Origin of the sequence: Knoellia subterranea KCTC 19937 (assembly GCF_000768685.1) — a bacterium.
Taxonomy (GTDB): Bacteria; Actinomycetota; Actinomycetes; order Actinomycetales; family Dermatophilaceae; genus Knoellia; species Knoellia subterranea.
The window spans coordinates 229,884-252,697 of record NZ_AVPK01000004.1; the positions used below are offsets into that span (position 1 = coordinate 229,884).

Consider the following 22,814-nt stretch of genomic DNA (forward strand, 5'->3'; position numbering starts at 1 on the left):
TGAGTTCGGGACAGGAGTGTGCGAGTTGGGGACAGGGAGTCAGTGGCCGCCGGAGCGCTTGGCGCGCTCGATCGTCGCGCCGATGGCGGGGGCGCCGTCCTCGGGCGTGCCCTCGGTGCCCGGGTCGATGCCGCCGGCGACGATGGTGTCGAGCACCTTCATGCCCTCCTCGGTGACGTGCCCGAAGACGGTGTAGTCCGGGCGCAGCCGCGAGTCCGCGTAGACGAGGAAGAACTGGCTGCCGTTCGTGTCCGGGCCACCGTTGGCCATCGCGAGCGTGCCCCGCGGGTAGACCTTGCGTGAGCCGTCGGGGAAGCCGGGCCAGTTCTCCAGGGCCTGCGCCGAGTCGAGCTCGTCCTTGAAGGAGTAGCCCGGATCGCCCCACCCGGTCCCGAGCGGGTCACCGCACTGGAGTACCGACAGTGCCGCTGGGGGAGTCGTGTATGCCGTGAGTCGGTGGCAGTTCGTGCCGTCGAAGTACTTGGCCCGGGTGAGGAACTCGAAGTTGAGGACCGTGCAGGGGGCCTTGTCGCGCTCCAGCACGATCGGGATGTCGCCGTGGTTCGTCGCCAGCATGACCTGCGAGTCGCCTCGGCTCGGTGTGACCGCCGGGTCCTGCGGCATGCCGACGAACGTCGAATACGTCTGGTCCTCGAGCGGCGCGAACGCGCAGGCACCGGACGTCGGCTCGGTCGGTACGTCGGTTCCGGTCGGTGCGGCGCTCGCGGTTGCCGTGGCCAGTCCGCCGGTGAGGACGACGGTCGCAGCGGTCGCTGCCAGCCGTCGGGTCAGGGTCAGGGACATCGTTGTCCTCCTGGGTTGGTGTTCAGGGGTTCGAGTGTTCGGGTGATTTCGACCCTAGGGCGGTGGGCACGGTCTCGCCTGTTGAGCGGAAGGTGGGCGGACGGCATACCGCAACGGGGTTTGGTGTGACCGACGAGTATTGGCGCACTAGGGTCGCGTAATGGACGCTGACGCCCTCGTCGTCGGGGCCGGTCTCGCCGGTCTCGTCGCTGCCAATGAACTCGCCGATGCCGGACGATCCGTCGTCCTCCTCGATCAGGAGAGCGAGGCGAACCTCGGGGGTCAGGCGTGGTGGAGCTTCGGTGGCCTGTTCATGGTTGACACCCCGGAGCAGCGCCGGATGGGCATCAAGGACTCGTTCGACCTCGCCTGGCAGGACTGGGAGGGCACCGCCGGCTGGGACCGCGACGAGGACCATTGGCCGCGGCAGTGGGGGCGTGCCTACGTCGAGTGGGCGGCGGGTGAGAAGCGAGAGTGGTTGCGGCAGTTCGGGATCAGCTTCTTCCCGGTTGTCGGTTGGGCCGAGCGCGGCGACGGTCGCGCGGGCGGCCACGGCAACTCGGTGCCGCGCTTCCACATCCCGTGGGGGACCGGCACAGGTGTCGTGTCGCCGTTCATCGAGCGGGTGCGCGCACACATCGCCGGCGGACGCATCATCTATCGCCCGCGCCACCGCGTCGATGAGCTCGTGACGACCGGTGGCTCGGTCACGGGAGTGCGCGGAGCCGTTCTCGCAGAGGACAATTCGGCTCGAGGTGTCGCCTCCAACCGCGACGCTATTGGTGACTTCGAGTTCGGCGCCCATGCCGTCCTCGTCACGAGCGGAGGCATCGGCGGCAACCACGACCTCGTGCGCGCCAACTGGCCCGAGCGGCTGGGATCGGCGCCCGAGCACATGATCACCGGCGTGCCCGAGTACGTCGACGGCCGGATGATCGCCATCACCGAGGCGGCCGGTGGCACGGTCATCAACCGCGACCGCATGTGGCACTACGTCGAGGGCATCAACAACTGGAACCCGGTGTGGCCCAACCACGCCATCCGCATCCTCCCCGGCCCGTCGTCGCTGTGGTTCGACGGCAATGGCGACCGCCTGCCCCCGCCGCTCTTCCCCGGCTTCGACACGCTCGGCACGCTCGCCCACCTGCGGACCACCGGCCACGACCACTCGTGGTTCATCACGAACCACGCCCTCGTCGGCAAGGAGTTCGCGCTCTCGGGCAGCGAGCAGAACCTCGACCTCACCGAGCGCAACTATCGCGATGTCGCCAAGCGGCCGATCACACCGGTCCCGCCGGCGGTCAAGGCATTCCTCGACCACGGCATCGACTTCGTCCAGGCGACGACGCTCAGCGAACTCGTCAGCAAGATGAACGCCCTCACCCCCGAGGCGCCCCTCGACTTCGCCCACATCGAGCGCCAGGTCCTCGAGCGCGACCGGCAGCTCGACAACCCCTACACGAAGGACGCGCAGATCGCGGCCATGTACGTGGCCCGCCAGTACCGCGGCGACAAGCTCACCAAGCGCGCCTTCCCGCCGCACAAGATCCTCGACCCCAAGCGCGGCCCGCTCGTCGCGGTGCGACTCAACATCCTCACCCGCAAGTCACTCGGAGGCCTCCAGACCAACCTCGACTCGCAGGTCATCGGCACGTCCGGCGAACCGATTCAGGGCCTGTATGCCGCGGGCGAAGTTGCCGGGTTCGGCGGCGGTGGGGTGCATGGGTACCGATCGCTCGAGGGCACGTTCGTGGGTGGCTGCCTCTTCTCCGGTCGCGCCGCGGGACGCGCGGCAGCCCGCCAGCTCGGCTGACGCCCACCACCTCGACTTATTGGGCTCTCCTGCCGCATGTGTGGGTCGGTGGGGCCTGGATGCAGGTGCGCACGCCGTTCTCGTGACTAGGTTTCTGGCTTGTCTAGAGTCCGAAATCTGGTGCAACGGAGAGCGGCGTGCGCGGTGCAAGCCTATGGCGTGTCCTGGTTGGTGCGGAGAGGACGGTCGTTCAGGGGGTGGAGTTCGACGACGAGAACGCGACCGTCGTTGTCGCTGTGCGCCCCTCGAGCCGGGCTGCGGGCCGGTGCGGCGTCTGTTCTCGTCGTTGTCAGCGCTATGACGCGGGACGGGCTCAGCCACGCCGTTGGCGCGCGCTGGACCTGGGCACGCTGCGACTCGAGGTTGAGTACCGGTTGCCGGGTCGTGTTCAAGACCCGCGGCACCGACCAGGACGACGGGCTGGACGGGTGGATCGCGTGGGCCGCCAGCAGCGACGTGCCCGCGTTCGTGAAGCTCAGCAGACGCATCACCAAGCACCGGGCCGCGATCAGAGCGACCCTGAAACACGGACTGACGCAAGGGCTGATCTCCCGGGCCGGAAATGACCCACACATTCAGCAGGAGAGCCACTTATTGCGACTTCGCAGAGTGGCTCGCTGCCCTCGCAACTCCGCGAAGTCGCAATAAGTCGAGGTGGTGTCAGAGGTTCATGCGGGCGGCGAGGGTGTCGCGCTTGTCCTCGAACCGTGAGGCCTTGGTGTCGAGGTCGTCCATGAACGCCGACAGCTCGAGCCGGGCCGCCTCGCCCTCGCCCGACAGGCCCTCGAGGTCCCACACCTTCCAGTAGCGCAGCACCGGCGCTACGACATCGTCGCGGTGCTGGCGCAAGTCATAGATCCCCGCGACCGCCATCTCGACGGCCTTGCGCTGGAACCCGGGGATGTCCGTGCCCGGCATCTGGAAGCCCTTGACCACGTCGCGGATCGCCATCATCGCGCCGTTCGGGTCGAGCTCGAGCGCCGCGCCCAACAGGTTGCGGTAGAAGATCATGTGGAGGTTCTCGTCGGCCGCGATCCGCTGGAGCAGCTGGTCGCACATCGGGTCCTTGGTGAACTTGCCCGTGTTGCGGTGCGACACGCGGGTCGCGAGCTCCTGGAACGACACGTACGCCAGTGAGTGCATGAGCTCGCCACTGTGCGCCGACTCGTAGCCCTGCGACATGTGCGTCATCCGGAAGTCCTCGAGGGCCTTCGGGTCGACCATGCGCTTGACGAGCATGTAGTCGCGCATCGCGATGCCGTGCCGCCCCTCCTCGGCCGTCCAGCGGTGCACCCACTCACCCCACGCGTCGTCGCGGCCGAAGATCAGCGCGATCTCGTGGTGGTAGCTCGGCAGGTTGTCCTCGGTGAGGAGGTTGACGATGAGCGCGCTCCGGGCGACGTCGGAGACGTCCGCGTCGTCGGGGCTCCACGGCTCGCCACCCATGAGCCCGTCGAAGTTGCGGCCGTCGCTCCACGGGATGAAGTCGTGCGGGTACCACTCCTTCGCGACACCGATGTGCCGGTTGAGGTTGGTCTCGACGACCTGGTTCATCTCGCGCAGGAGATCGGTCTGGCTCCACTGGGTCGCGGTCATGTGCGCCAACCTACGCTTCCGTAGGTTGGCCCCGCCAGTTACTCGTGAGTTCGATCCAACCCACTCGTCTTGTGTGTATGAGGCCACGCCGGAAGGTGGCCTCATACACACAAGGCTGGGGTTTCAGAGGCGGCCTACGCGACCCTGGCCGCCCGCCGCCCAGCAGGCACCGTCGCGGGTGCAGCCGAGCGTGTGGAAGCCGATGTCGCTGAACCGCTCCCACGTCGCCCCACCATCACGGGAGACGCTGCTGCCGCCGATCGGTCCGCCCTCGCCCACCGCGATGAGTGAACGACGCAGGTATGCCGCGTCTTCGCCGAGGTGGGTCAGCTCGCCTCCGTCGCTGGTCCAGGTGCGTCCGCCGTCGCGCGTCACCGAGACCGCGTCGACGCCGTCCGCTGCGTCGGCGAAGTCGCCGCCCACGGCCACGCCGTGGCGCGGGTCGGAGAAGGCCAGCCCGAAGACGCCGGCAGCCTCTCCCGCGGGGATGCCGGAGTCGGTCGCGGTCCACGTGAGGCCGTGGTCGCGCGAGTGGAAGACCCGCGCCTTCGCGCCACCACTGCCGAACCACGCGTCGCGTCCGCTGATCGTGAGGCACTCTCCGCTGGCCGAGAAGTTCGCCTCGCCGGTGGAGTCCGGCATCCCGGCGGTGGGCAGGACCTCCCACGACTGACCGCCGTCCTCCGTGGAGATGATCCGGAACGTCCCGTCCACTGGGTCGCTCACGGCCAGCCCGCGCTTCCCACCCGGATAGAACGCCATGCAGTTGAAGAACGCCGTCGACTCGGTGTTGCGGAAGGTCTCGGTCCAGGTCGCGCCACCATCGGTCGTGCGGTAGATCCGCGACGCCTCGCCCTCACCGATCGCGAGAACCGTTGCGACAGAGGCACTTTCGGCTTCGACGTCACGGAAGTTGAGGCCCGTGGTCTCCGGCGGGCTGACGTCCTTCCAGGCGGTCCCGCCGTCCGTCGTCCGATAGACCTTGGCGGCCCCACCGCTGAGACTCGCCCCCGTCACCCACGCCGTGGATCGGTCGAGGGCGTCGAGTCCGCGGAAGCTCTGGTCGGCGTCCACCGTCGTCACATCCCACGCGAGCTCACTCGATGCAGGGCCGGCAACGGGGGGTGAAGCGACGGGCGGTGCGGCGACCGCAACGGGAGCCGACAGCGCCAGGAGCGCGACGGCATACAGCGGAGCGGTGATCGTTCTCGTGAAGATGCGCATCCCAGCACCCTGCCCCACCCACCCCTGCCTTGTGTGCCTGAGCGGTCCCACATTGGGACCGCTCAGGCACACAAGGCGGGTTAGAGGTACTGGCCCGTGCCTTCGGCCGGCCCGGTGTCTGCCGACCCCGACGACCCGCCCGGCATGTTCGGCATACCCATCGGCGAGCCCATCTGACCCGGCGCCGGCGCGTGGCCCGGCGGCAGGGCGCGCATCTGCTGGAGCTGCGCCTGCGCCGCCATCTGCTGCGCGACGAGCGCGGTCTGGATGCCGTGGAAGAGGCCCTCGAGCCACCCGACGAGCTGGGCCTGGGCGATCCGGAGTTCGGCGTCGGTCGGTGCCTCCTCGCTGAAGGGAAGCGAGATGCGCTCGAGCTCCTCGACGAGCTCGGGAGCGAGGCCGTCCTTGAGCTCGGAGAGGGAGCGGTCGTGGATCTCGGCGAGGCGGGCACGGCCCTTCTCGTCGAGCGGGGCGTTGCGCACCTCCTCGAGGAGCTGCTTGATCATCGACCCGATGCGCATGACCTTGGCCGGCTGCTCGACGAGATCGGCGGGGTTCTGGCTCGGTTTGCCCTCCTGGTCGCGCTCCGCCACGCCCATGCCGTCGGGCGTGACGATGACGACGCGGTCGTCGTCGACCGTGGCGGTGGCGTGCACCTCGCGCGGCTCGTCGGCCGACTCGTCGGTGGGCTTCTCCTCGGACTGGTGCGGCTGCTCCGTCATGTCACCCATCCTGCCCCACCGGTCCCACAGCCCTCAGGAAGGCGGCCGCCAGGCTGGGTCACGGCCGATGAACCCGATGATCCTGTCCGTGATGTCGGCGTCGTCCGGCACGGGGACGCGCGGGCCGTACTGGCCGGACGTGCGCAGCACCTCGTCGTACTGCTCCATCCCCGCGAACATCTGCGTCGCGAACTCCTCGTCGAGCCGGTCGCGTTGCCCAGTTGCACGGGCCAGGTCCCACGTGTGCATGAAGACGTCGGCCGTGTAGAACTGGTCGATCGCCTGCGGCAGCGGCATCGCACCGATGTGCCGGTTCTCGAGAATGATCTCGGCCTTCGCTGGGTCGTCGAGAAGCGCCTGAATCGCCGTGGTCTGGCTCGTCCACGCACCGGCCGGGTCGTCGTCGACCGACGGCCCCTCGGGCAGGTGCACCCCCGCGCCCGAGGCGAGGAATCCGGGGAACCACTCCACGAGGTGGCGGACGACATCGCGGGCGGTCCACTCGGGCACGGGGGAGGGCACGTCCCAGTCGTTCACCCCCAGCACCTTGTCGGTGAACACTCCGGCAATGGCCCAGTGACGTCCGGCTGGGTCGGTCGGGAACGGCATACGGCTCAGTCTGTCAGCCGGTTCGCGAATCCGGTCAGGAAGCGCGGTGGGTGGCGTTCGGAGCCTTGCGTATGCCGGCCGCAGCAAGTCCCGCTGCGACCGCCGGGACGGCCATGGCGAACCCGAGCAGGATGAGCCACGGGAACACGAGGATGGGATCGCCCATCATCGGGTTCCCCGTGATCGGGTTGTACGACTGGGCCGTCAACGGGTGGGCGAGGGCGATGCCGGGCACGATGCCGACGGCCACGCCGAGCACCGCTCCGATGACGCCGAGGACGAACGCCTGCGCTGCCGCCATAACCCGTCGTGTCCCGCGTCCGGAGCCGAGCGCGGCCAGGGTGGCCTGGTCGTTCTCCTGCTCGGCGAGCGAAAGCGCCGTTGAGGTGAGCGTGATGACGAGCAGGAGCAACGTGAAGATCCCGAGGAGGACGGCGATGATCGTGCCGTACTCGGAGACGTAGCCGCGTTCCGTGGTGAGGTGGACGTTGTCGTCCACGCCGAACCCCAGGCGATCCGACAGGTCCTGCGAGATCGGGCCGGCCGGGTCGTGCACCGTGAGGCGCGTCGTCAACGTGGGCCAGCCCTGCTTGGTGGCGGTGTCGGTGGACACGAGCATGCGCCCACCGAAGAACGCGGCCGAGGATTTCCGATCGAGGGGTACTTCGACTGCTGGGACGGCTGTCGTGCGGACGTCACGCAGGTTGGCCGCCGGATCGACGTTCTCGGTGGTGGCACGGGGATCGACAGGCGTCGTTCCGGTCATGACGGTGACGTGCCCGTTCTCGAGCAGGGACGACTGCCCTTCCGGGAGGCCAACGACGACAGCCCCGGCCCGGACGGCCGCCACATCGCCCTCGCGGTCGAGGGCCACCAGCCGTCGTTCGAGTTCGGCTGGGGTCAGGACGACGATCTGTCCGCCGTTGCCCATGCCGTTGGTCCCGAGGACCTGGCACGGAGGCACCTCCGCGTTACTCGTGGGTGCGAAATCCGCGTCCCAGACCGTGTCGGCGGGAGAGCAGCCGCGCGGGACGACGTTGACGGAGTGCAGTTCGTAGGGCTCCGTGGGCATCGAGCCGTCGGTCGAGTATCTGAGAGGGTCCCCGTTGTCGATGTCGGACACCGGCGAGATGTCCAACCCGGGACGAATGGCCCTGAACTGGTCGGCGACCCTGGTCTGAGCCTCGGCGTCCAGCAGCCCACTCCCGCCGTAGACGATCGTGTCTCCGAAGAGATTCTGGGCGGCGTACTCACGCCGTCGCTGTTCTTCGTCGCTGCCGCTCGCAATGAGCGTCATGGTCAGAACTGCGACGCCGGCGAGGATGGCGGCGACGGCCGGCACGCTGCGTGACCGCTGTCGGCCCGCATCGCGCGTGGCCATCCGCAGGGCGACGGGAAGGCGTGAACTCCCTCGGGCGATGGCGACGAGGAGCATCGGCGACAGCATGACCGCCCCGACCACGAGGGCAATGGCCGTAACCACCGTGCGGATCTCTCCGCCATCCGTGCCCGTCTGCGACTGCTGGCTGGCCAGGGCGATGAGGGCGACCCCACCGAGAGCCGCTGCGATCGCGCCGATGGCGAAGACGACCACGCTGGGGCGCGGCGAGACGCTCTGCCCCTTCATCACGCCGATGATGTCGAGGCGGCCCAGCCGACGCGCCGGGAGGAGTGCGGCGATGACGGCACTGGCCATGGCGATGACGGTCGTGGCGAGGACGGCCACGACGGGAACGTCGAGCGGTCCCGTCATGCCGAGGGTGCTGGCGAGCCACTCGGAGCGAGCGACGAGCCAGCCCGCAGCGACGCCGAGAACGGCACCGGCACCAGCTGCGACCACGCCCAGGACGATTGCTTGCGCCAGGACCGTGTGGCGCAGTTGGGCGGTGGTCGCGCCGTTGCTCGCGGCGAGGGCCAGGGCTCGGCGTTGGCGGGCCGCGCTCACAGCGAACGCCGGGCCGACGAGGAGGGTCGTGATGACGAGGAGGAGCGCCCCACCGATCGCCAGGAACGAGCCCATGCGGTTCTCGTTGAAGTTCTCCATCGACGCGACCTCGGGGGAGAGGGCGCTGGCCGGCGGGGGGTTACGCAGCACGTCGGCGGACCAGACGGTGAAGCCCTGGCGGTTGAGCCCTTTCACCTCGTCCCACCCGACGGGGTCGCCACCCAGGAGGATCCAGCCACCTCCGGTCGTTGCTGGCTCGAAGGGGACAGGGGTGACGATGTGGTTCCAGGACGGGCCACCGTACTCGGAGAGCACCTTCGCAGTTCCGACAACGGTGACGTCGACGTCCTTGTCGTGGACTCGGAGCCGGAGAGTCCCGCTGGTGGGCAGTCCCGCCCTGACGCCGGCAGTCGCCACGAGGATCTCGCCTGCGCGCTCGGGGAGGCGTCCGGCAGTGAGGGTCAATTTGTCGACCACACCAGGCTGTGGGTCGAAAGCGAGTGACTGGACGGAGAGCCGACGACCGTCCAATCGGGTGCTGGCCGACTCCTCGAGCAGTGGCACTGCTGTCCGACCGGTGAGCCGGCTGACGGCGCCGGCGTTCTCGAACGACGAACCGCCCTCGACCCACCCCGGGATCGGCGCCGCGGTCTCACCGCCCATGGTGCCGATGCCCGGATTAGGGGTCTGCTCGAGCGCATTCGGCTGCGGGTACTCGAGCATGGCGACGCCATTGCCCATCCGTCCCGGGATCGCTTCGACGCTCGTGACCTGACTTGTCATCGCGGCGACGAGTGCGAACGTCAGCAGCATGGTGGGCAGGGCGACCATGATGACGATCAGCGCGCTGCGTCCCTTGTGTCGACGCACGTCGCGCTTGGCCATTCGCAGGGCGATGCTCCAGCTGCCCACGAATCGTCCCCAGGCAGAACGGTTTTCGGGCGCAGACAGGTTGGCGGGGGCCGCGTCGGCCGCCCGCTCGAGCACTGAGGTCACCGCCGCGCGCCAGCCGTGTCGAGCAGGTCCTCTGCCCGTGACGCGTGCCCGGTCGAGTCGACCACCACGCCGTCACGGAGGAAAACGACCCGGTCGGCCCATGCCGCGTGCCGCGCCTCGTGCGTGACGAGGAGCCCGGCCACGCCTTCGTCGCAGCGCTCGCGCAGGACTCTCAGCACGTCCTCACCGGTGTGGCTGTCGAGGGCACCGGTCGGCTCGTCGGCGAGGACGAGACGGCGCGAACCAATGAGCGCGCGAGCGATGGCGACACGCTGCTGCTGGCCGCCCGACATCTGGTCGGGGAAGCGGTCACTCAGCTCCCGCAGTCCCATGAGGTCGAGGGTCTGGCGGGCGTGGCGGCGTGCCTTGCCCGGGCGCTCGCCATCGAGTTCGAGGGGGAGGGACACGTTCTCCGCGGCCGTCAGGCTGGGGATGAGGTTGTAGTCCTGGAAGACGAATCCCACTCTCCTGCGCCGCAATTGGGCGACGCCCTTGGCGCCGAGCGTTGAGAGGTCCTCGCCCTCGATGACGACTCGACCACTGGTGGCGAGGTCGAGTCCGCCGGCGAGATTGAGGAGCGTCGACTTGCCGGACCCGCTCGGTCCCATGACGGCGACGAGCTCGCCGGGCATGACCTCGAGGCTGACGCCGTCAAGCGCGCGGACGGCTGTCTCACCCGATCCGTGCACTCGCGTGACGTTGTCGAGCAACAGGCTGGGGGTGCTCATCGTCGTGCCCCCGCCCGGCCGGTCTGCGGCTGGCCCTCGTCCTCAAGCCGGTATGCCGTCTCCTCGGCTTCCACGCGTGCCGTCGCCTCCGCCGCTGTCTCTCCGGCGGAGGAACGGCGAAAAGGTCGCAGCGACTCCCGGTGCAGGCGGGTCTCGACGTGGTCGAGCCATCGGACCTCGGCCTCGGCGGTGAAGATGAGGTTCTCGAGGACGAGCAGCCACGCGAGGTCGTGATTGCCATCCCGTCCTGCCTCATCCCCTTCGTTGGCGGCCGGGGCCTCCGAAGGGGCGGCGCCGGACTCTGCCGCACGCTGCTTGCGCAGCACGTCCTGCTTGAGTCGGGTGAGGTCGTGGAGTTGGCGCAACGTCGCGGTGCGCTGGGTCTGTGCCACGGCCTGCACGTCGACGCCGGGCACCGTCACGGCGAGGGCAAGCTTGATCGTCAGCTCGTCGCGAGGGGTGTTGTCGCGGTCGACCGGCGTCGACCACCAGGTGCCCACCTCGGCCTTGCCGGCGTCCGTCAGTCGATAGGAGATCCGGCCCTCGGCATCGGGCTCGCCGACAGGCTCGACCAGCCCGTCGCGCTCGAGGCGGGCGAGGGTCGTGTAGACCTGCCCGACGTTGAGCGGCCACGTGCCGCCCGTGCGCTCCTCGAACTCCGAACGCAGTTGCGCGCCGTACATCGGTGCCTGCGCGAGGAGGGCCATGAGTCCCTGCTTGACCGACATCCTGCGATCCCCTTTCGATCTTCCGGAACGTCTGGCCGCGAGAACCCCTGCGCTCCCGCGGACCGTGCCGAGCCGGCATACCGAGCGGTTCAGTTGGCCCCTGATCCGACTGAATACTCGGTATGCCGCGCTCGGGCAAGGCATGTATACCGAGTATTCAGGCAGTTCGCAAGCCCCAACTTCCCAGCCCGAAGTGGGTTCCTCTCACGTCGCCTGATCGCGGCGATCAAGCGAAGTGAGAGGTTGTTGCCCCTCGGTCAGGCGGACACCGGTGCCGTGGGCGCGGGCGTTGCGTTCGCGGGTCACGACGGACCCGTCGGCCCAGTGGACCTCGAGCTCGGCCTCGCCCGTGCCGTTGCGGATCGCGTCGACGAGGGTGGCGACGAAGACGGGGTCACCGCAGCCGTCGTAGACCCACCGCTCACCAAGCGCCGAGTGGGTCACGTGCCGAGGAGGTGCTGCTCGGCCCCAGCGAGTGGCGCACCGCGATAGGTCAGGGGAACGAAGAGCGTCGACCCACCGGCCGAGCCGAAAAGGAAGCACTCCATACCGACCTCACCGGCTGGGTCGTCGAGGCGGAACGTTCCGACGGGCCCGCGCTCGGCGATGCCGTCCCACCACGCTCGGGTCGGGAGCCAGGGCTCGACGAGCTCGCCCTTCGTCGGAGTGATCGTCGCCCGGTGAAGGATCGCCGTGCTGCGAGTATGCCGGTCGGTCGAGCCGCGCGACCCTGTCCCGTCAGCGCGTGACGAGGAGGATTTTGCCGATGTGGCCGCTGGCCTCCATCTCGGCGTGCGCCGCGGCGGCGTCGGCGAGCGGGTGTCGCGAGTGCACGATCGGCTTCACGCGACCCTCGGCGATCATCGGCCACACGTGCTCGCGAACGGCTGCGACGATCGTCGCCTTTTCGGCCTTGGGACGGGCCCGCAGCGACGTCGCGATGACGGCGGCGCGTTTGCGCAGGAGCATGCCGAGGTCGAGCTCTCCCTTGACGCCGCCCTGCATGCCGATGACGACGAGCCGCCCTGCAGTGGCGAGGGCCTGGACGTTGCGGGGGAGGTACTTCGCGCCCATGTTGTCGAGGATGACGTCGGCTCCATGCCCATCCGTCGCCTCCTTGAGCACCTCGACGAAGTCCTGCTCGCGGTAGTTGACGAGGATCTCGGCGCCGAGCTCGCGGCAGAAGTCGAGCTTCTCCTGCGAACCGGCCGTCACCGCGACGCGGGCGCCGACCTCGCGCGCCAGCTGGATTGCCATGGTCCCGATGCCGGATGAACCGCCGTGGACGAGGAAGGTCTCGCCGGGCTGGAGGTTCGCGGTGAGGAAGACGTTGGACCACACCGTCGACACGACCTCGGGCAACGCAGCCGCCTCGATGAGGTCCACGCCAGCAGGCACGGGCAGCACTTGCCCGACCGGCACCGTGACCTGCTCGGCGTAGCCGCCACCGACGAGCAGCGCGCACACCTCGTCGCCGACGACCCACTCGGTGACACCGTCGCCGACGCCGTCGATGACACCGGACACCTCGAGCCCGGGGATCTCGGTCTCACCGGGCGGGGGGTTGTAAAAGCCCTGTCGCTGCAGGACATCCGCGCGGTTGACGCCCGCCGCGGCCACCGAGATCCGCACTTCGCCGGGAGCCGGCTCGGGCGCGTCGATGTCGGACAGGACGAGGGCCTCGGGGTCGCCGGGTACGGGGATGGTGATCGCCTTCATGTGCCCAACGTACGACTCCGACCGGCGGCCCTCACTGCTGGGTTGTGTCCTTGTGGGTCAGACCGCAATGACGTTGACGAGCGCGTCCAGGCCCGCGAAGTCGTCGGGGTTCCGTGTGAGGAGGGAGGCGTCATGCGCGTGAGCGGTGGCGGCGATGAGCAGGTCCATCGTGCGTCGCCGAGGCTGTCTGCCGAGCTCGACGACGGCAGCTGCGAGGTGGCCGTAACTTGCGGCAACCGCGTCATCGATGGGCAGAGCGTCGAAGTGTCGCTGGATGATGCTGAGCCGACGCAACCGCTCCGCTCGCACCGCGGCGGTCTTCGCGACCAGGACACCGAAATGCAACTCGGCCAGAGTTGCCGCACTGATCGCCACGATGCCGGGGATCGGGGCCGCGTCCGGGCCGATGACCACGCTGGTGTCAAGGATGGTTCGTTCGGCAGCCGGCGAGGTCACTGCTCCACCCAGCGGTCGCGCAGTTCGTCGTCGATGAGTTCGCGGTCCTGCGCCCACTCGGTATCTGCAGGTCCGTTGAAGAGGTCGGCGAGGTCCGTCCACGGTCGCCACTGCGCAGGCTTGGCGGCCACCAGTCGCGCGCTGGGGCGGCCGGCGACGGTGATGACGATCTCTTCACCCTGCTCCACGCGCCTGACCAGGTTGGAGGCGTCGTGCCTCAGCTCTCGCAGTCCCACGGATTCGGCCATGGCACCAGCGTAGGCGCGATGTTGCACAAGTGCTACCTCTGCGTCGTGCCGATGGCGTTCGGGTCCTGCCGTTCAACGTTCTCGAGGTCATCCCGCGTGTCGACATCGAGGACGTCGGCGGGCACGAGGACGTGCGCCATCTCGAGGAGGACTCGGGCGGGCCGGTCTGCGGGTTCGCTCGGCAGAGTGCCCCTCAGGGCATCCACGCTGTATGCCGCGAGCACCGGATTCGGTTGTCCCTCACCGTCGCTCGCGACAGCTGCGTCGGCCTCTGGGGACGCGGTGAGAGCCGAGACGAGACCGGGAAGGACCTCACCGGCGCGGGGTGTGTCACCGGCGACGACGCACACCACCTCCGACGTGACCAAGTCCAGCCCGGCGGCGATCCCCGCCAGTGGCCCGCCGCCCGCCGGCGACTCCCGGGTGAACCGCACCCGGGCCGACACCTCCGACGGGACCACCCGCGAAGGTCCGACGACCACCACACCCCAGCCGGCCGGCATACCCAAAAGGCAGTGATCCAAAACGGACACACCATCGGGCAGCAATGCTGCGAGCTTGTCCGAACCGAACCGGCGGGACGCGCCACCAGCCAGCACGATGACGCTCACGGATTCGGTCATGTCTGCCATTGTCGCGGCCCACGGCTGGGCCTACGTTGATTCGATCCCCTGACGACAAAGGAGTCGACATGGCTGTTGACGATCTCTCGATCGAACGACGCACCGTGCTCAAGGGCGCGGCGGTCGCGGCCGGCGCCACCGCGCTGGCCGGACCATTCCAAGGGCTCGTGGCGGGACCGGCCGGAGCCGCCCCCGTCGGCGCACTGGGCGGCCCAGCATTCCGCGGACTGCGCCCGACGCCCGACCTGCGCGACGGCAAGGTCCGCCTGCACCTGCCCGAGGGCTTCTCGTACCGCTCGTTCCACGACACCGAGACGCCCGTCACGCTCGATGACGGCACGAACCTGCCCGGCCGCCACGACGGCATGGGCGCCTTCGAGGGCCCCGACGGCGCGATCACCCTCATCCGCAACCACGAGGTCAACAACCCCGGACCGGCGTTCGGGCCGGCGGGATCGCCCACCTATGACCCCATGGCACGCGGTGGATGCACCCACATCGACGTCGACGGCGAGGGCAACGTCCAGGCGGCGTGGACCGCGATCAGCGGCACGATGATGAACTGCTCCGGCGGCCAGATGCCGTGGGGTGCCTGGGTGACGTGTGAGGAGACGGTCAACGGACCCGACGTCGGCCCCGACTTCACCGGCGCCCCCAACCTCGCGCTGACAAAGCCGCACGGCTTCGTCTTCGAGGTGCCCACCGACGGCACGGCTACGGCGACCCCGATCACGAAGGCCGGCCGCTTCCCGCACGAGGCAGTGTCGTTCGATCCGCGCGAGGGGCGGCTCTACCTCACCGAGGACAACTTCGCGTTCCCCTCCGGCTTCTATCGCTACACGCCGGCGACGAACCCGATGGAGAGCGGCCACCTCGACAACGACGGAACCCTCCAGATGCTCGCCATCAAAGGGCGGCCCAACGCGCACCTCGAGGGCCACCAGAAGAAGGGTGTCGTCTACGACGTCGAGTGGGTCGACATCGCCGACCCGGACCCGACCTTCCCCTACGCGCCCGGTGAGACGGCTCCGACGACCAACGACGAGGCGCTCCAGCACGTAGGTGGGCAAGGGCGTGCACTTGGTGCCGCGGGCTTCTCCCGGCTCGAGGGGCAGATCTACGACAACGGCGTCGTCTACTTCACCTCGACCCAGGGCGGTGGTGACCCGGAGACCGGCGACGAGCTCATCAACGGTTATGGCAACGGTTTTGGGCAGGTGTGGGCCTACGACGCCCGCTCCGAGAAACTCCGCCTCGTCTACCAGTCGCCGGGGAAGCAGACGTTCGACTTCCCCGACAACATCACCGTGAGCGACACCGGGACACTCGTCGTCTGCGAGGACAGCAACCAGGACAACTACCTCCGCGGCCTCAACCGCGGCGGCCAGCTCTGGGACATCGCCCTCAACCGCGCCGAGTCCGCCCGCACCGGACTGCCGCGCTACGACGACGAGTTCGCCGGTTCGACGTTCAGCCCCGACGGGAAGACGCTCTTCGTCAACATCCAGGCGAGCGCCGGCATGACGTTCGCCATCTGGGGTCCGTGGGAGCGCATCGGCGTCTGAGCCGTTCGGCCCTGTCCCACGACAAAGGCGGCGTATGCCGGGTGGCGAGCACCCGGCATACGCCGCCTTTGTCTGTCGTCCCGTCCGTCAGAGGACGGTGAGCATTTTGGCCATCACGCGATACTGCGCGTGGTCGGTGAACGTCAGCATCATCTGGGTCGAGTTGCTGAAGTCCGGGTGGCCGTAGGCGCTGTAGATCCAGCCCCCGACACCGTTGTTGGCGTCGCGGCACTCCTTGCAGACGCCGAGGTTCGTCACCTTGGTCGACGTCCACGGGCCGTACGGAGTCGAGCTCTTCTGGACCGTGATGGTCTGCCAGGACGGCTGGGTCACCTTGAGGTACGGCGAACCGGTCATCGACGGGTAGCGGGCGATAGCTGCGCCGCCGCCGTCGAAGCTGCCGGCACCGATGCTCGTGGCGCTGGCCGGGGTCGTGCCGGTGAAGCCAGATGCCGTCTTCCAGCGGTAGGCCGACGGGGTGGCCCACTGCGCGGCCGGAACGCGCACGGCGTAGGTGCCCGTGCTGTCCGCCGAATAGAAGTAGAGGTAGGTGCCGTCCGAGACCGGGCTCACGAGGCGCTGGCGCGGGTGCAGCTGGCCCTTGCTCTGCGCGACGAAGATGTTGCGCAGGGTCGCGGCGCCCGTCGTCGGGTTGACGTCGGCGATGCCCTCGACCTGATGGCGCGAGTAGTCGGCCGTGGTGCCCGTCGGCTTCTCGGTGCACATGGACATGAAGGTGACGAGCAGGTTGTTGTTGGCCGGGTTCTTGACCATGCCCGTCGGCCAGGTGAGGAAGTAGTCGCACTTCCCGCCCTGCGGGTCGGTGAGGCCGACCTGTTGCTGGATCTTGCTCATGACCGGCTCGGGCGCGAGATGGTTTGACGCGTTGGGCGACTCGGTGAGCGGCGCCGGCACGCCGGGGGCGATCGGTGCGCTCGCGAACGTGCTGTGAGGAACCCACTGGGACGTGCCCTGCTTGGGGCCGGTGGTCCAGACGTACTCCCCGTCGCCGAAGGCGAACAGAGCGCGGCTGGTGCCGGGGATGCGAACGCTCCACCCTCCGTCGCGCGCCACTCGACCGCGGCCCTCGGTCTCGAACGTCGAGAGGAGCGGCGACGATGCAGCGTCGGACTTGTTGAGGTGCACGAGGACCGGCTTGCTCTTGGCCCAGACGCCGTTGCCGCCCTTGGCGGTCGCGGTGATGATGCGCAGGCCGGCCTTGGCGTTGCTGTCCAACCACGGTGAGGCGTGGTTGATCGGGTTCCAGGTGGCGGTGCACACGCCTGCCGAGCAGGGGGCGGTTGCGACCGGAACGCCGTCGACCTTGAACGTCGCGCTCGTCGGCAGCGTCGTTCCTGTGGCGGAGACAGTGGCCTTGAGGGTGACGAGGGGTGCGCCCGTCGTGGCGTCGACGCGGCGGTTCGCCGTCGGACTCGTGATGAGGATGCGGACCGAGTTGTTGAAGGTCACCGGCACCGATGTCGACAGGGCGCCTCGGCCCCACGTGCCGAAGTCGCGACAGGTGAGCGTGTGTGCGCCGTTGGCGTACCCCGAGGTCGAGAGTCCGCCGGTCTTCTCACCGGGCGCGACGAAGTGCCGCTGCCAGTCGACGCCCGTCTCGGAGTAGCCAATGCGGTTCCCGTCGAGATAGAACTCGCTGCCCTGCGTCCCACCCCAGAACTCGGTGGACTGCACCGGGCGGGTGTAGCTGAGCGTGCTGTTGGCGGTCGGCGTGGTGATGGCGCACCGGTCGCTCGGACCAGCGACGACGGCCGGCGCTGCCGTGCCGATCGTCAGTCCGGTCAGGGCCGTGACGACCCCGACCCGCAGTGCTGTGCCGATGTGTTTCATCGAAACCCCCGGGTGTTCGTGACTCGTGTCTGTCTGACCGCTCCCTCCGCGGCCACCGCGAGGATGCTAGCGACCTCGCGGCAGAGTCGGAAGCGGCCCACGCTGGAGTGGCGGGTTCCCGCACCCGGGCGATTCGGGGAAATCCGCTGGCGCGCTGTCAGTGGCCGGGTGGAGGCTGGAACCCACCATGGACGCCGAGACCGACACCCAGATGCCGGACGAGGACCGCACCGTCGCGACGGATCACGCCGACGGCCAGCGGAAGTTGCCGCGCGCGCTGACGCCATTCCGCGGCTCGGCCTATCGGCGGCTTGCCATCGCGCTGGTGTTCTCGACGTTCGCGACGGGTGTGTGGGGCATCGCCCTCGTGTGGGAGGTCATCCGCATGGGTGGCGACGCGTCCCAGTTCAGCGTCGTCGCCACGGCCTCGGCCCTCGGCGTCATCATCCCCGCGCTCCTCGGTGGGGTGGTCGCCGACCGGATCCCGCAGAAGCGCATCCTCCTGGTCGTCGCCGGACTCGAGCTCCTCACGATGTCGCTGGTCGCGACCCTGTCCCTGCTCGACATCACCCAGCTGTGGATGCTCGCCACTGTCGCCTTCGTCAACGGGATGGCGCTGGCGTTCTACTACCCGGCCTACACCGCGTGGCTGCCGGCGCTCGTCGAGGAGCGCGACCTCATGGCGGTCAATGGCTTCGAGGGCATGGTGCGTCCGACGATCGGGCAGGCGATCGGCCCCGCGGTCGCCGGTGCCGCGATCGCCGCTGCCAACCCGGGCACGGCCATCGTCATCGCCGCCACGTCCGTGCTCCTCGGGTTGCTTGCGCTCATGGCCGTGCCCGAGACGCCACTCCGACGCCAACTCGACGAAACCCACTCGGTGCATCCGATCAAGGCCGCGGCGATCGACGTGCGCGAGGGCTTCACCTACATGGTGCGGACCCCGTGGCTGCTCGCGACGTTGATCTTCGCGAGCCTGATGATCCTCGTGATGATGGGCCCGTTCGAGGTGCTCGTCCCGTTCCTCATCAAGGATCGCCTCGGCGGTGGCCCGCGCGATCACGCCTGGGTGCTGGCCGCCTTCGGGATCGGCGGTGCCGTCGGCTCGCTGATCATGGCCTCGCTGCCGATGCCGCGCCGCTACCTCACCTGGATGAACCTGTTGTGGGGTGTGGGCTCGCTTCCGCTCGCCGTGATCGGGTATGCCGGTCACATCTGGATCGTGATCGCCGCCGCCTTCGTGCTGGGCACGACCTTCTCGGCACCGATGGTCATCTGGGGCACCCTCTTGCAGCGCCGCGTTCCGCCCGCATTGGTCGGACGAGTCGCGAGCCTCGACTTCTTCGTCTCGATCTCGCTCATGCCGGTGTCGATGGCGATGGCCGGTCCGGTGTCCGACGTCATTGGCATCCGGCCGACGTTCCTCATAGCGGGGGTGGTGCCGGGGGTCATCGCGATCATCGCGATCCTCTGGGCGCGACTTCCCGCCGACGAGATCGCCCACCCGCTGCGCGACGACGAGCCGGATGTGATTGCCCCGGCCGTCTGAGCGCGAAGGTCGCGTCGGACGGGTCAGGTCCCCGACGGCGAGCGCGGTTGCCGATGCAGCCGTGCAGACAGGTCGTCGGCGGAGCGACCCACGGCTGACACGATCCGGCCGAAGGTCGCGTCATCGACCAGGTCGGATCGGAAGGTGACCGCGACCGACGCCACGGGGTGCTCGCTGTGGTCGAGCACCGCGACGGCCACGGACTTGAGTCCACTCGTGATGTGACCGTCCTCCACGGCATACCCGCGTTGTCGCACGGCCTGGAGCAGCGAACGCAGCTCGGTCGTCGTCGTGGGCCCGTGACCGTCGCGCTGGACGAGGGCGTCGGCATGGGGGAAGAGCGCTCGCACCTGGGGCTGGGGCAGCGCCGCGAGGAGGGCCAGCCCGGTGGCCGTGAGTGTGGCCGGCAGGCGGACGCCAACGTCGGAGACGAGCACGGGCCCCCGCGGTGCGCGCTGCTCGATGACATAGAGGACGTCGCGTCCGTGCAACACGGCGAGGTGGGCGTTGTGTCCGGTGGAGTCGACGAGCCGGTCGAGGGTGCTTCGCGCGATCCGTTGCAGCGGCGCCTGTCGCTGATAGGCCGAACCCAGTTCGTATGCCGCGACGCCGAGTCCGAACCGCCGCTCCCCATCGAGGTGGGAGACGTAGCCGCGTTCCCTGAGGAGGCTGAGCAGGTGGTACGTGCTCGAGCGGGGAATCCCCAGTTCGCGCGCGACCGCGGCGGCGGGCAGGGGTTCTCCGCGGCCCGCCAGCAGTTCGAGGACGTCGAGTGCGTGCGCGGCGGCCCGGGCATTGCTCGGCGCGGTGCCGCGGCCGGGTCGCGTCCGCCCGCTATCCGCCGGCTCGTCAGATGCGGTCATCGAGCAACTGGGTGAGGATGCGCGTGAGCGCGTCGCGGTCACGCGCCGACAGGTCGGCGAAGTAGGCCTCGTGATCGGCCTTGCGGGCATCGTTGAGGTCGGTGAGGGTCGTGCGCCCCGCCGGAGTGAGCCGGACCTGGGTGGCGCGCCGGTCGGTGGGGTCGGGTTCGCGCACGACGAATTCGCGCCGCTCGAGGGAGTCGACGACGTCGGTCACCGAGCGGGGTGCGATGCGCAGGTGCTGGGCGACCACTCCCAGGCGGGTCGGCTCGTGCTGGCCGATGACCCGGAGTGCCCGTGACTCGTGCGGCGTGATGCCCCACGGCTCGAGGCTCGCGGCGTGGTTGCGCCGCAGGCCACGCGCCACCTCCATGACGAGCTCCCCGAGCCCCGGCTCAACCCCCGACTTCTTGCCCTCTTGGGACACGACTCAGCCTCCTCCGTCGGCGCGTCGTGTCCCAAGAGGGCAAGCAGTCGCACGGTGAGGGCGGGCTGGGAGGTGGGCGGACGGCATACGGGAATAGTAGCGACGGATGCCCTGTTTGACTCATTGTGAGTTAGCCTCACTAAAGGCGCTCACCACAGACTTCAGCACCAACAGAAGGGAGAGCCCATGACTGCCACGGCACATGAAGCTCCCAAGGATCACTCCTCCCGCCTCCCCGGCGGTCGAGGCATGGGCGTCGGCGGCGGACGCGGCGGCGGGGGAGGGCCGATGAAGATCGACCCCAAGGACCGCGCCCAGCTCGAGCTCGCCCCGGTTCCCCTGAAGCGCGTCACCGCGCTCTTCCGCGGCTTCGGCCGCCCCATCACCATCGTCACCGCGATCATCGTGGCGACCTCGGTGATCTCGATGGCCCAGCCGTTCCTCGTCCGCGAGATCGTCGACACGGCCATCCCGCAGCAGGACGTGCGCCTGCTCCTCCTCACCGTCGCCGCGATGGTCGCCGTCGCCGCGACGACCCAGCTCCTCGGCGTGGTGCAGACCTGGCTCTCCACCCGCGTCGGCCAGCGTGTCATGCACCGCCTGCGCACCGACCTCTTCGCGCACCTGCAACAGCAGTCGCTCGGCTTCTTCACCCGCACCCGCGCTGGTGAGGTCCAGTCTCGACTCACCAACGACATCAACGGCATGCAGGGCGTCGTGACCACCACGGCCACAAGCATCGCGAGCAACCTCACGACCGCCGTCGCCACGTCGGTCGCGATGGTCGCGCTCTCCTGGCGGCTCAGCCTCCTCTCGCTCCTCGTCATCCCGCCGGCCGTGTGGATGACCCGTCGCGTCGCGCTCATCCGCCGCGAGGTCACCGCCCGCCAGCAGTCGCGCCGCGCCGACCTCAACGTCCAGATCGAGGAGGGCCTGTCGGTCTCCGGCGTACGCCTCTCCAAGACCCTCGGCGCCGGCCGCCGTCACGCCGAGCGCTTCGCCACGACGTCCGAGGAACTCGTCGACCTCGAGCTCCGCTCCCAGCTCGCCGGTCGCTGGCGTATGGCGACGATGCAGATCATCTTCTCGGCGATCCCCGCGATGATCTATCTCATCGCCGGGCTGCCGGCGACCTCCGGCGGCATGACGATCGGAACGCTCATCGCCTTCACCGGGCTCCAGGCCGGCATCTTCCGACCGCTCATGGGCCTGCTCAACGTCGGCGCGCAGTGGGTCTCGTCGATGGCGCTCTTCTCGCGTGTCTTCGAGTACCTCGACCTCATCCCCGACGTCGCCGCCCCGACCGCGCCCGTCGATCTCGACCCCGAGTGGGTCCGCGGCGAGGTGCGCTTCGAGGACGTCTCCTTCCGGTATGCCGGTGACGCCCCTCTCGCTCTCGACTCGATTTCCGCTGTGGTCCCGGCGGGTGGATCGCTCGCGCTCGTCGGTCACACCGGCTCGGGCAAGTCGACGCTCGCCTCACTCGTGGCCCGGCTGCACGACCCGAGCTCTGGACGCGTGACGATCGATGGTGTCGACCTGCGCGACCTCGACCCCGAGGTGCTCGCCCGCATCGTCGGTGTCGTGTCGCAGGAGACCTACCTCGTGCACGCGTCCATCCGCGAGAACCTGCTGCTGGCGGCGCCCGACGCGACCGAGGTCGAGTTGTGGCAGGCGCTCGGCGCGGCCCAGGTGGCCGACCTCGTCGCCACGCTCCCGGAGGGTCTGGACACCGTCGTCGGCGCTCGCGGACACCGCTTCTCCGGTGGTGAGCAGCAGCGCATCGCCATCGCCCGCACCATCCTGCGCAACCCGCGCGTGCTCGTCCTCGACGAGGCGACGAGTGCGCTCGACAACGACACCGAGCGGGCCGTGCAGAAGGCTCTCGACGAGCTCGTGAAGGGCCGTACGACGATCACCATCGCCCACCGGCTCTCGACCATCGAGGGCGCGGACGAGATCGCGGTCCTCGACCACGGCCGCATCATCGAGCGCGGCTCGCACCACGAACTCCTGGCCCTCGGCGGACGCTACGCGGACCTCTCCGGCGAGCGGCCGGCATACGCCGCCTGAGGTTTCAGGAGCGCCGGCGGCTACGCACGGCGCGCTGCGACTGGGACGACAGGGCCGACAGGTCGCTCTGGTGGGACAGGGCCGATCCGCGGGACTGGTTCGACAGCACCGAGAACATGCTCATCGCCGAGCCGATGCTCCCGATCGAGAGGGCCGAGTCCACGCTGCCGATGGACAGGAACGAGTGCGACGAGCCGATCGACAGGACCGAGTTGTGGGAACGCCACGCGAGGATCGACCGGCCCATCTCCCAAACCTCCTGTGCCACAACAAAA

Annotated in this window: 22 protein-coding genes; 4 read left to right on the forward strand and 18 right to left on the reverse strand. The window is 69.1% G+C overall.

Features of this window, described 5'->3' with window-relative positions:
• Nucleotides 1-39 precede the first annotated feature (39 nt).
• Entirely contained in the window at nt 40-804 is a 765-nt protein-coding gene (locus tag N803_RS08940) for a peptidylprolyl isomerase (RefSeq protein ID WP_035904291.1), read from the reverse strand.
• Nucleotides 805-964: 160 nt separating this feature from the next.
• Here N803_RS08940 and N803_RS08945 point away from each other — a divergent pair, with 160 nt between their 5' ends.
• Nucleotides 965-2,617, forward strand: coding sequence for an FAD-binding dehydrogenase (locus tag N803_RS08945; protein WP_035904292.1), 1,653 nt, complete (start codon nt 965-967; stop codon nt 2,615-2,617).
• A gap of 660 nt (nt 2,618-3,277) precedes the next feature.
• Here N803_RS08945 and N803_RS08955 read toward each other — a convergent pair.
• From N803_RS08955 to mobA, 13 genes are all read right to left on the reverse strand, one after another.
• Nucleotides 3,278-4,213, reverse strand: a complete 936-nt coding sequence (locus N803_RS08955) for an acyl-ACP desaturase (RefSeq protein WP_035904295.1) — start codon at nt 4,211-4,213, stop codon at nt 3,278-3,280.
• Nucleotides 4,214-4,336: 123 nt separating this feature from the next.
• Nucleotides 4,337-5,437, reverse strand: coding sequence for a WD40/YVTN/BNR-like repeat-containing protein (locus N803_RS08960; RefSeq protein WP_156969715.1), 1,101 nt, complete (start codon nt 5,435-5,437; stop codon nt 4,337-4,339).
• Between the two features lie 80 nt (nt 5,438-5,517).
• Entirely contained in the window at nt 5,518-6,159 is a 642-nt protein-coding gene (locus N803_RS08965) for a bacterial proteasome activator family protein (protein ID WP_169743071.1), read from the reverse strand.
• A 33-nt stretch (nt 6,160-6,192) separates the two neighbouring features.
• Complete coding sequence (locus tag N803_RS08970; RefSeq protein ID WP_035904298.1) at nt 6,193-6,768, reverse strand: TIGR03086 family metal-binding protein; 576 nt, start codon at nt 6,766-6,768, stop codon at nt 6,193-6,195.
• 34 nt (nt 6,769-6,802) lie between these two features.
• On the reverse strand, nt 6,803-9,625 hold the full coding sequence (locus N803_RS08975; RefSeq protein ID WP_156969716.1) for an ABC transporter permease: 2,823 nt from the start codon (nt 9,623-9,625) through the stop codon (nt 6,803-6,805).
• An 80-nt stretch (nt 9,626-9,705) separates the two neighbouring features.
• Nucleotides 9,706-10,437: an ABC transporter ATP-binding protein gene (locus N803_RS08980; RefSeq protein ID WP_035904300.1), complete on the reverse strand. Its 732-nt coding sequence runs from the start codon at nt 10,435-10,437 to the stop codon at nt 9,706-9,708.
• Nucleotides 10,434-11,165: a PadR family transcriptional regulator gene (locus N803_RS08985; protein ID WP_035904301.1), complete on the reverse strand. Its 732-nt coding sequence runs from the start codon at nt 11,163-11,165 to the stop codon at nt 10,434-10,436. The genes N803_RS08980 and N803_RS08985 overlap by 4 nt, the downstream gene beginning before the upstream one ends.
• Nucleotides 11,166-11,369: 204 nt before the next feature.
• Complete coding sequence (locus tag N803_RS18720; protein ID WP_052112081.1) at nt 11,370-11,609, reverse strand: hypothetical protein; 240 nt, start codon at nt 11,607-11,609, stop codon at nt 11,370-11,372.
• Entirely contained in the window at nt 11,606-11,854 is a 249-nt protein-coding gene (locus tag N803_RS18725) for a maltokinase N-terminal cap-like domain-containing protein (protein ID WP_211253493.1), read from the reverse strand. The genes N803_RS18720 and N803_RS18725 overlap by 4 nt, the downstream gene beginning before the upstream one ends.
• 49 nt (nt 11,855-11,903) lie before the next feature.
• Complete coding sequence (locus N803_RS08995) at nt 11,904-12,884, reverse strand: NAD(P)H-quinone oxidoreductase (RefSeq protein ID WP_035904302.1); 981 nt, start codon at nt 12,882-12,884, stop codon at nt 11,904-11,906.
• A 57-nt stretch (nt 12,885-12,941) separates the two neighbouring features.
• Complete coding sequence (locus N803_RS09000) at nt 12,942-13,340, reverse strand: type II toxin-antitoxin system VapC family toxin (protein ID WP_035904304.1); 399 nt, start codon at nt 13,338-13,340, stop codon at nt 12,942-12,944.
• Nucleotides 13,337-13,588 (reverse strand): type II toxin-antitoxin system Phd/YefM family antitoxin, encoded by a 252-nt coding sequence (locus N803_RS09005; protein WP_035904305.1) that lies wholly within the window; start codon nt 13,586-13,588, stop codon nt 13,337-13,339. The genes N803_RS09000 and N803_RS09005 overlap by 4 nt, the downstream gene beginning before the upstream one ends.
• A gap of 32 nt (nt 13,589-13,620) precedes the next feature.
• On the reverse strand, nt 13,621-14,211 hold the full coding sequence (gene mobA, locus N803_RS09010; protein WP_169743072.1) for a molybdenum cofactor guanylyltransferase: 591 nt from the start codon (nt 14,209-14,211) through the stop codon (nt 13,621-13,623).
• A 68-nt stretch (nt 14,212-14,279) separates the two neighbouring features.
• On the opposite strand from mobA, the gene N803_RS09015 reads away from it, so the two are divergent.
• Nucleotides 14,280-15,776, forward strand: coding sequence for a PhoX family protein (locus N803_RS09015; protein ID WP_035904306.1), 1,497 nt, complete (start codon nt 14,280-14,282; stop codon nt 15,774-15,776).
• Nucleotides 15,777-15,863: 87 nt separating this feature from the next.
• On the opposite strand, the gene N803_RS09020 is transcribed toward N803_RS09015, so the two are convergent.
• Entirely contained in the window at nt 15,864-17,627 is a 1,764-nt protein-coding gene (locus N803_RS09020) for a hypothetical protein (protein WP_035904307.1), read from the reverse strand.
• A 187-nt stretch (nt 17,628-17,814) separates the two neighbouring features.
• Here N803_RS09020 and N803_RS09025 point away from each other — a divergent pair, with 187 nt between their 5' ends.
• Nucleotides 17,815-19,176, forward strand: coding sequence for an MFS transporter (locus N803_RS09025; RefSeq protein WP_245617132.1), 1,362 nt, complete (start codon nt 17,815-17,817; stop codon nt 19,174-19,176).
• Nucleotides 19,177-19,199: 23 nt separating this feature from the next.
• Here the strand turns inward: N803_RS09025 and N803_RS09030 are convergent, their stop codons facing one another.
• Both N803_RS09030 and N803_RS09035 read right to left on the reverse strand, forming a co-directional pair.
• The gene (locus N803_RS09030) at nt 19,200-20,039 is read right to left on the reverse strand and encodes an IclR family transcriptional regulator (protein WP_084764314.1); all 840 of its coding nucleotides are present in this window, start codon (nt 20,037-20,039) and stop codon (nt 19,200-19,202) included.
• Nucleotides 20,026-20,466, reverse strand: a complete 441-nt coding sequence (locus N803_RS09035) for a MarR family winged helix-turn-helix transcriptional regulator (RefSeq protein ID WP_035904309.1) — start codon at nt 20,464-20,466, stop codon at nt 20,026-20,028. The genes N803_RS09030 and N803_RS09035 overlap by 14 nt, the downstream gene beginning before the upstream one ends.
• 249 nt (nt 20,467-20,715) lie before the next feature.
• Between N803_RS09035 and N803_RS09040 the strand changes: the two genes are divergently transcribed.
• Nucleotides 20,716-22,539 (forward strand): ABC transporter ATP-binding protein, encoded by a 1,824-nt coding sequence (locus tag N803_RS09040; protein WP_035904310.1) that lies wholly within the window; start codon nt 20,716-20,718, stop codon nt 22,537-22,539.
• Between the two features lie 4 nt (nt 22,540-22,543).
• Here N803_RS09040 and N803_RS09045 read toward each other — a convergent pair whose 3' ends face one another.
• Complete coding sequence (locus tag N803_RS09045; protein WP_052112083.1) at nt 22,544-22,786, reverse strand: hypothetical protein; 243 nt, start codon at nt 22,784-22,786, stop codon at nt 22,544-22,546.
• Nucleotides 22,787-22,814: the final 28 nt, after the last annotated feature.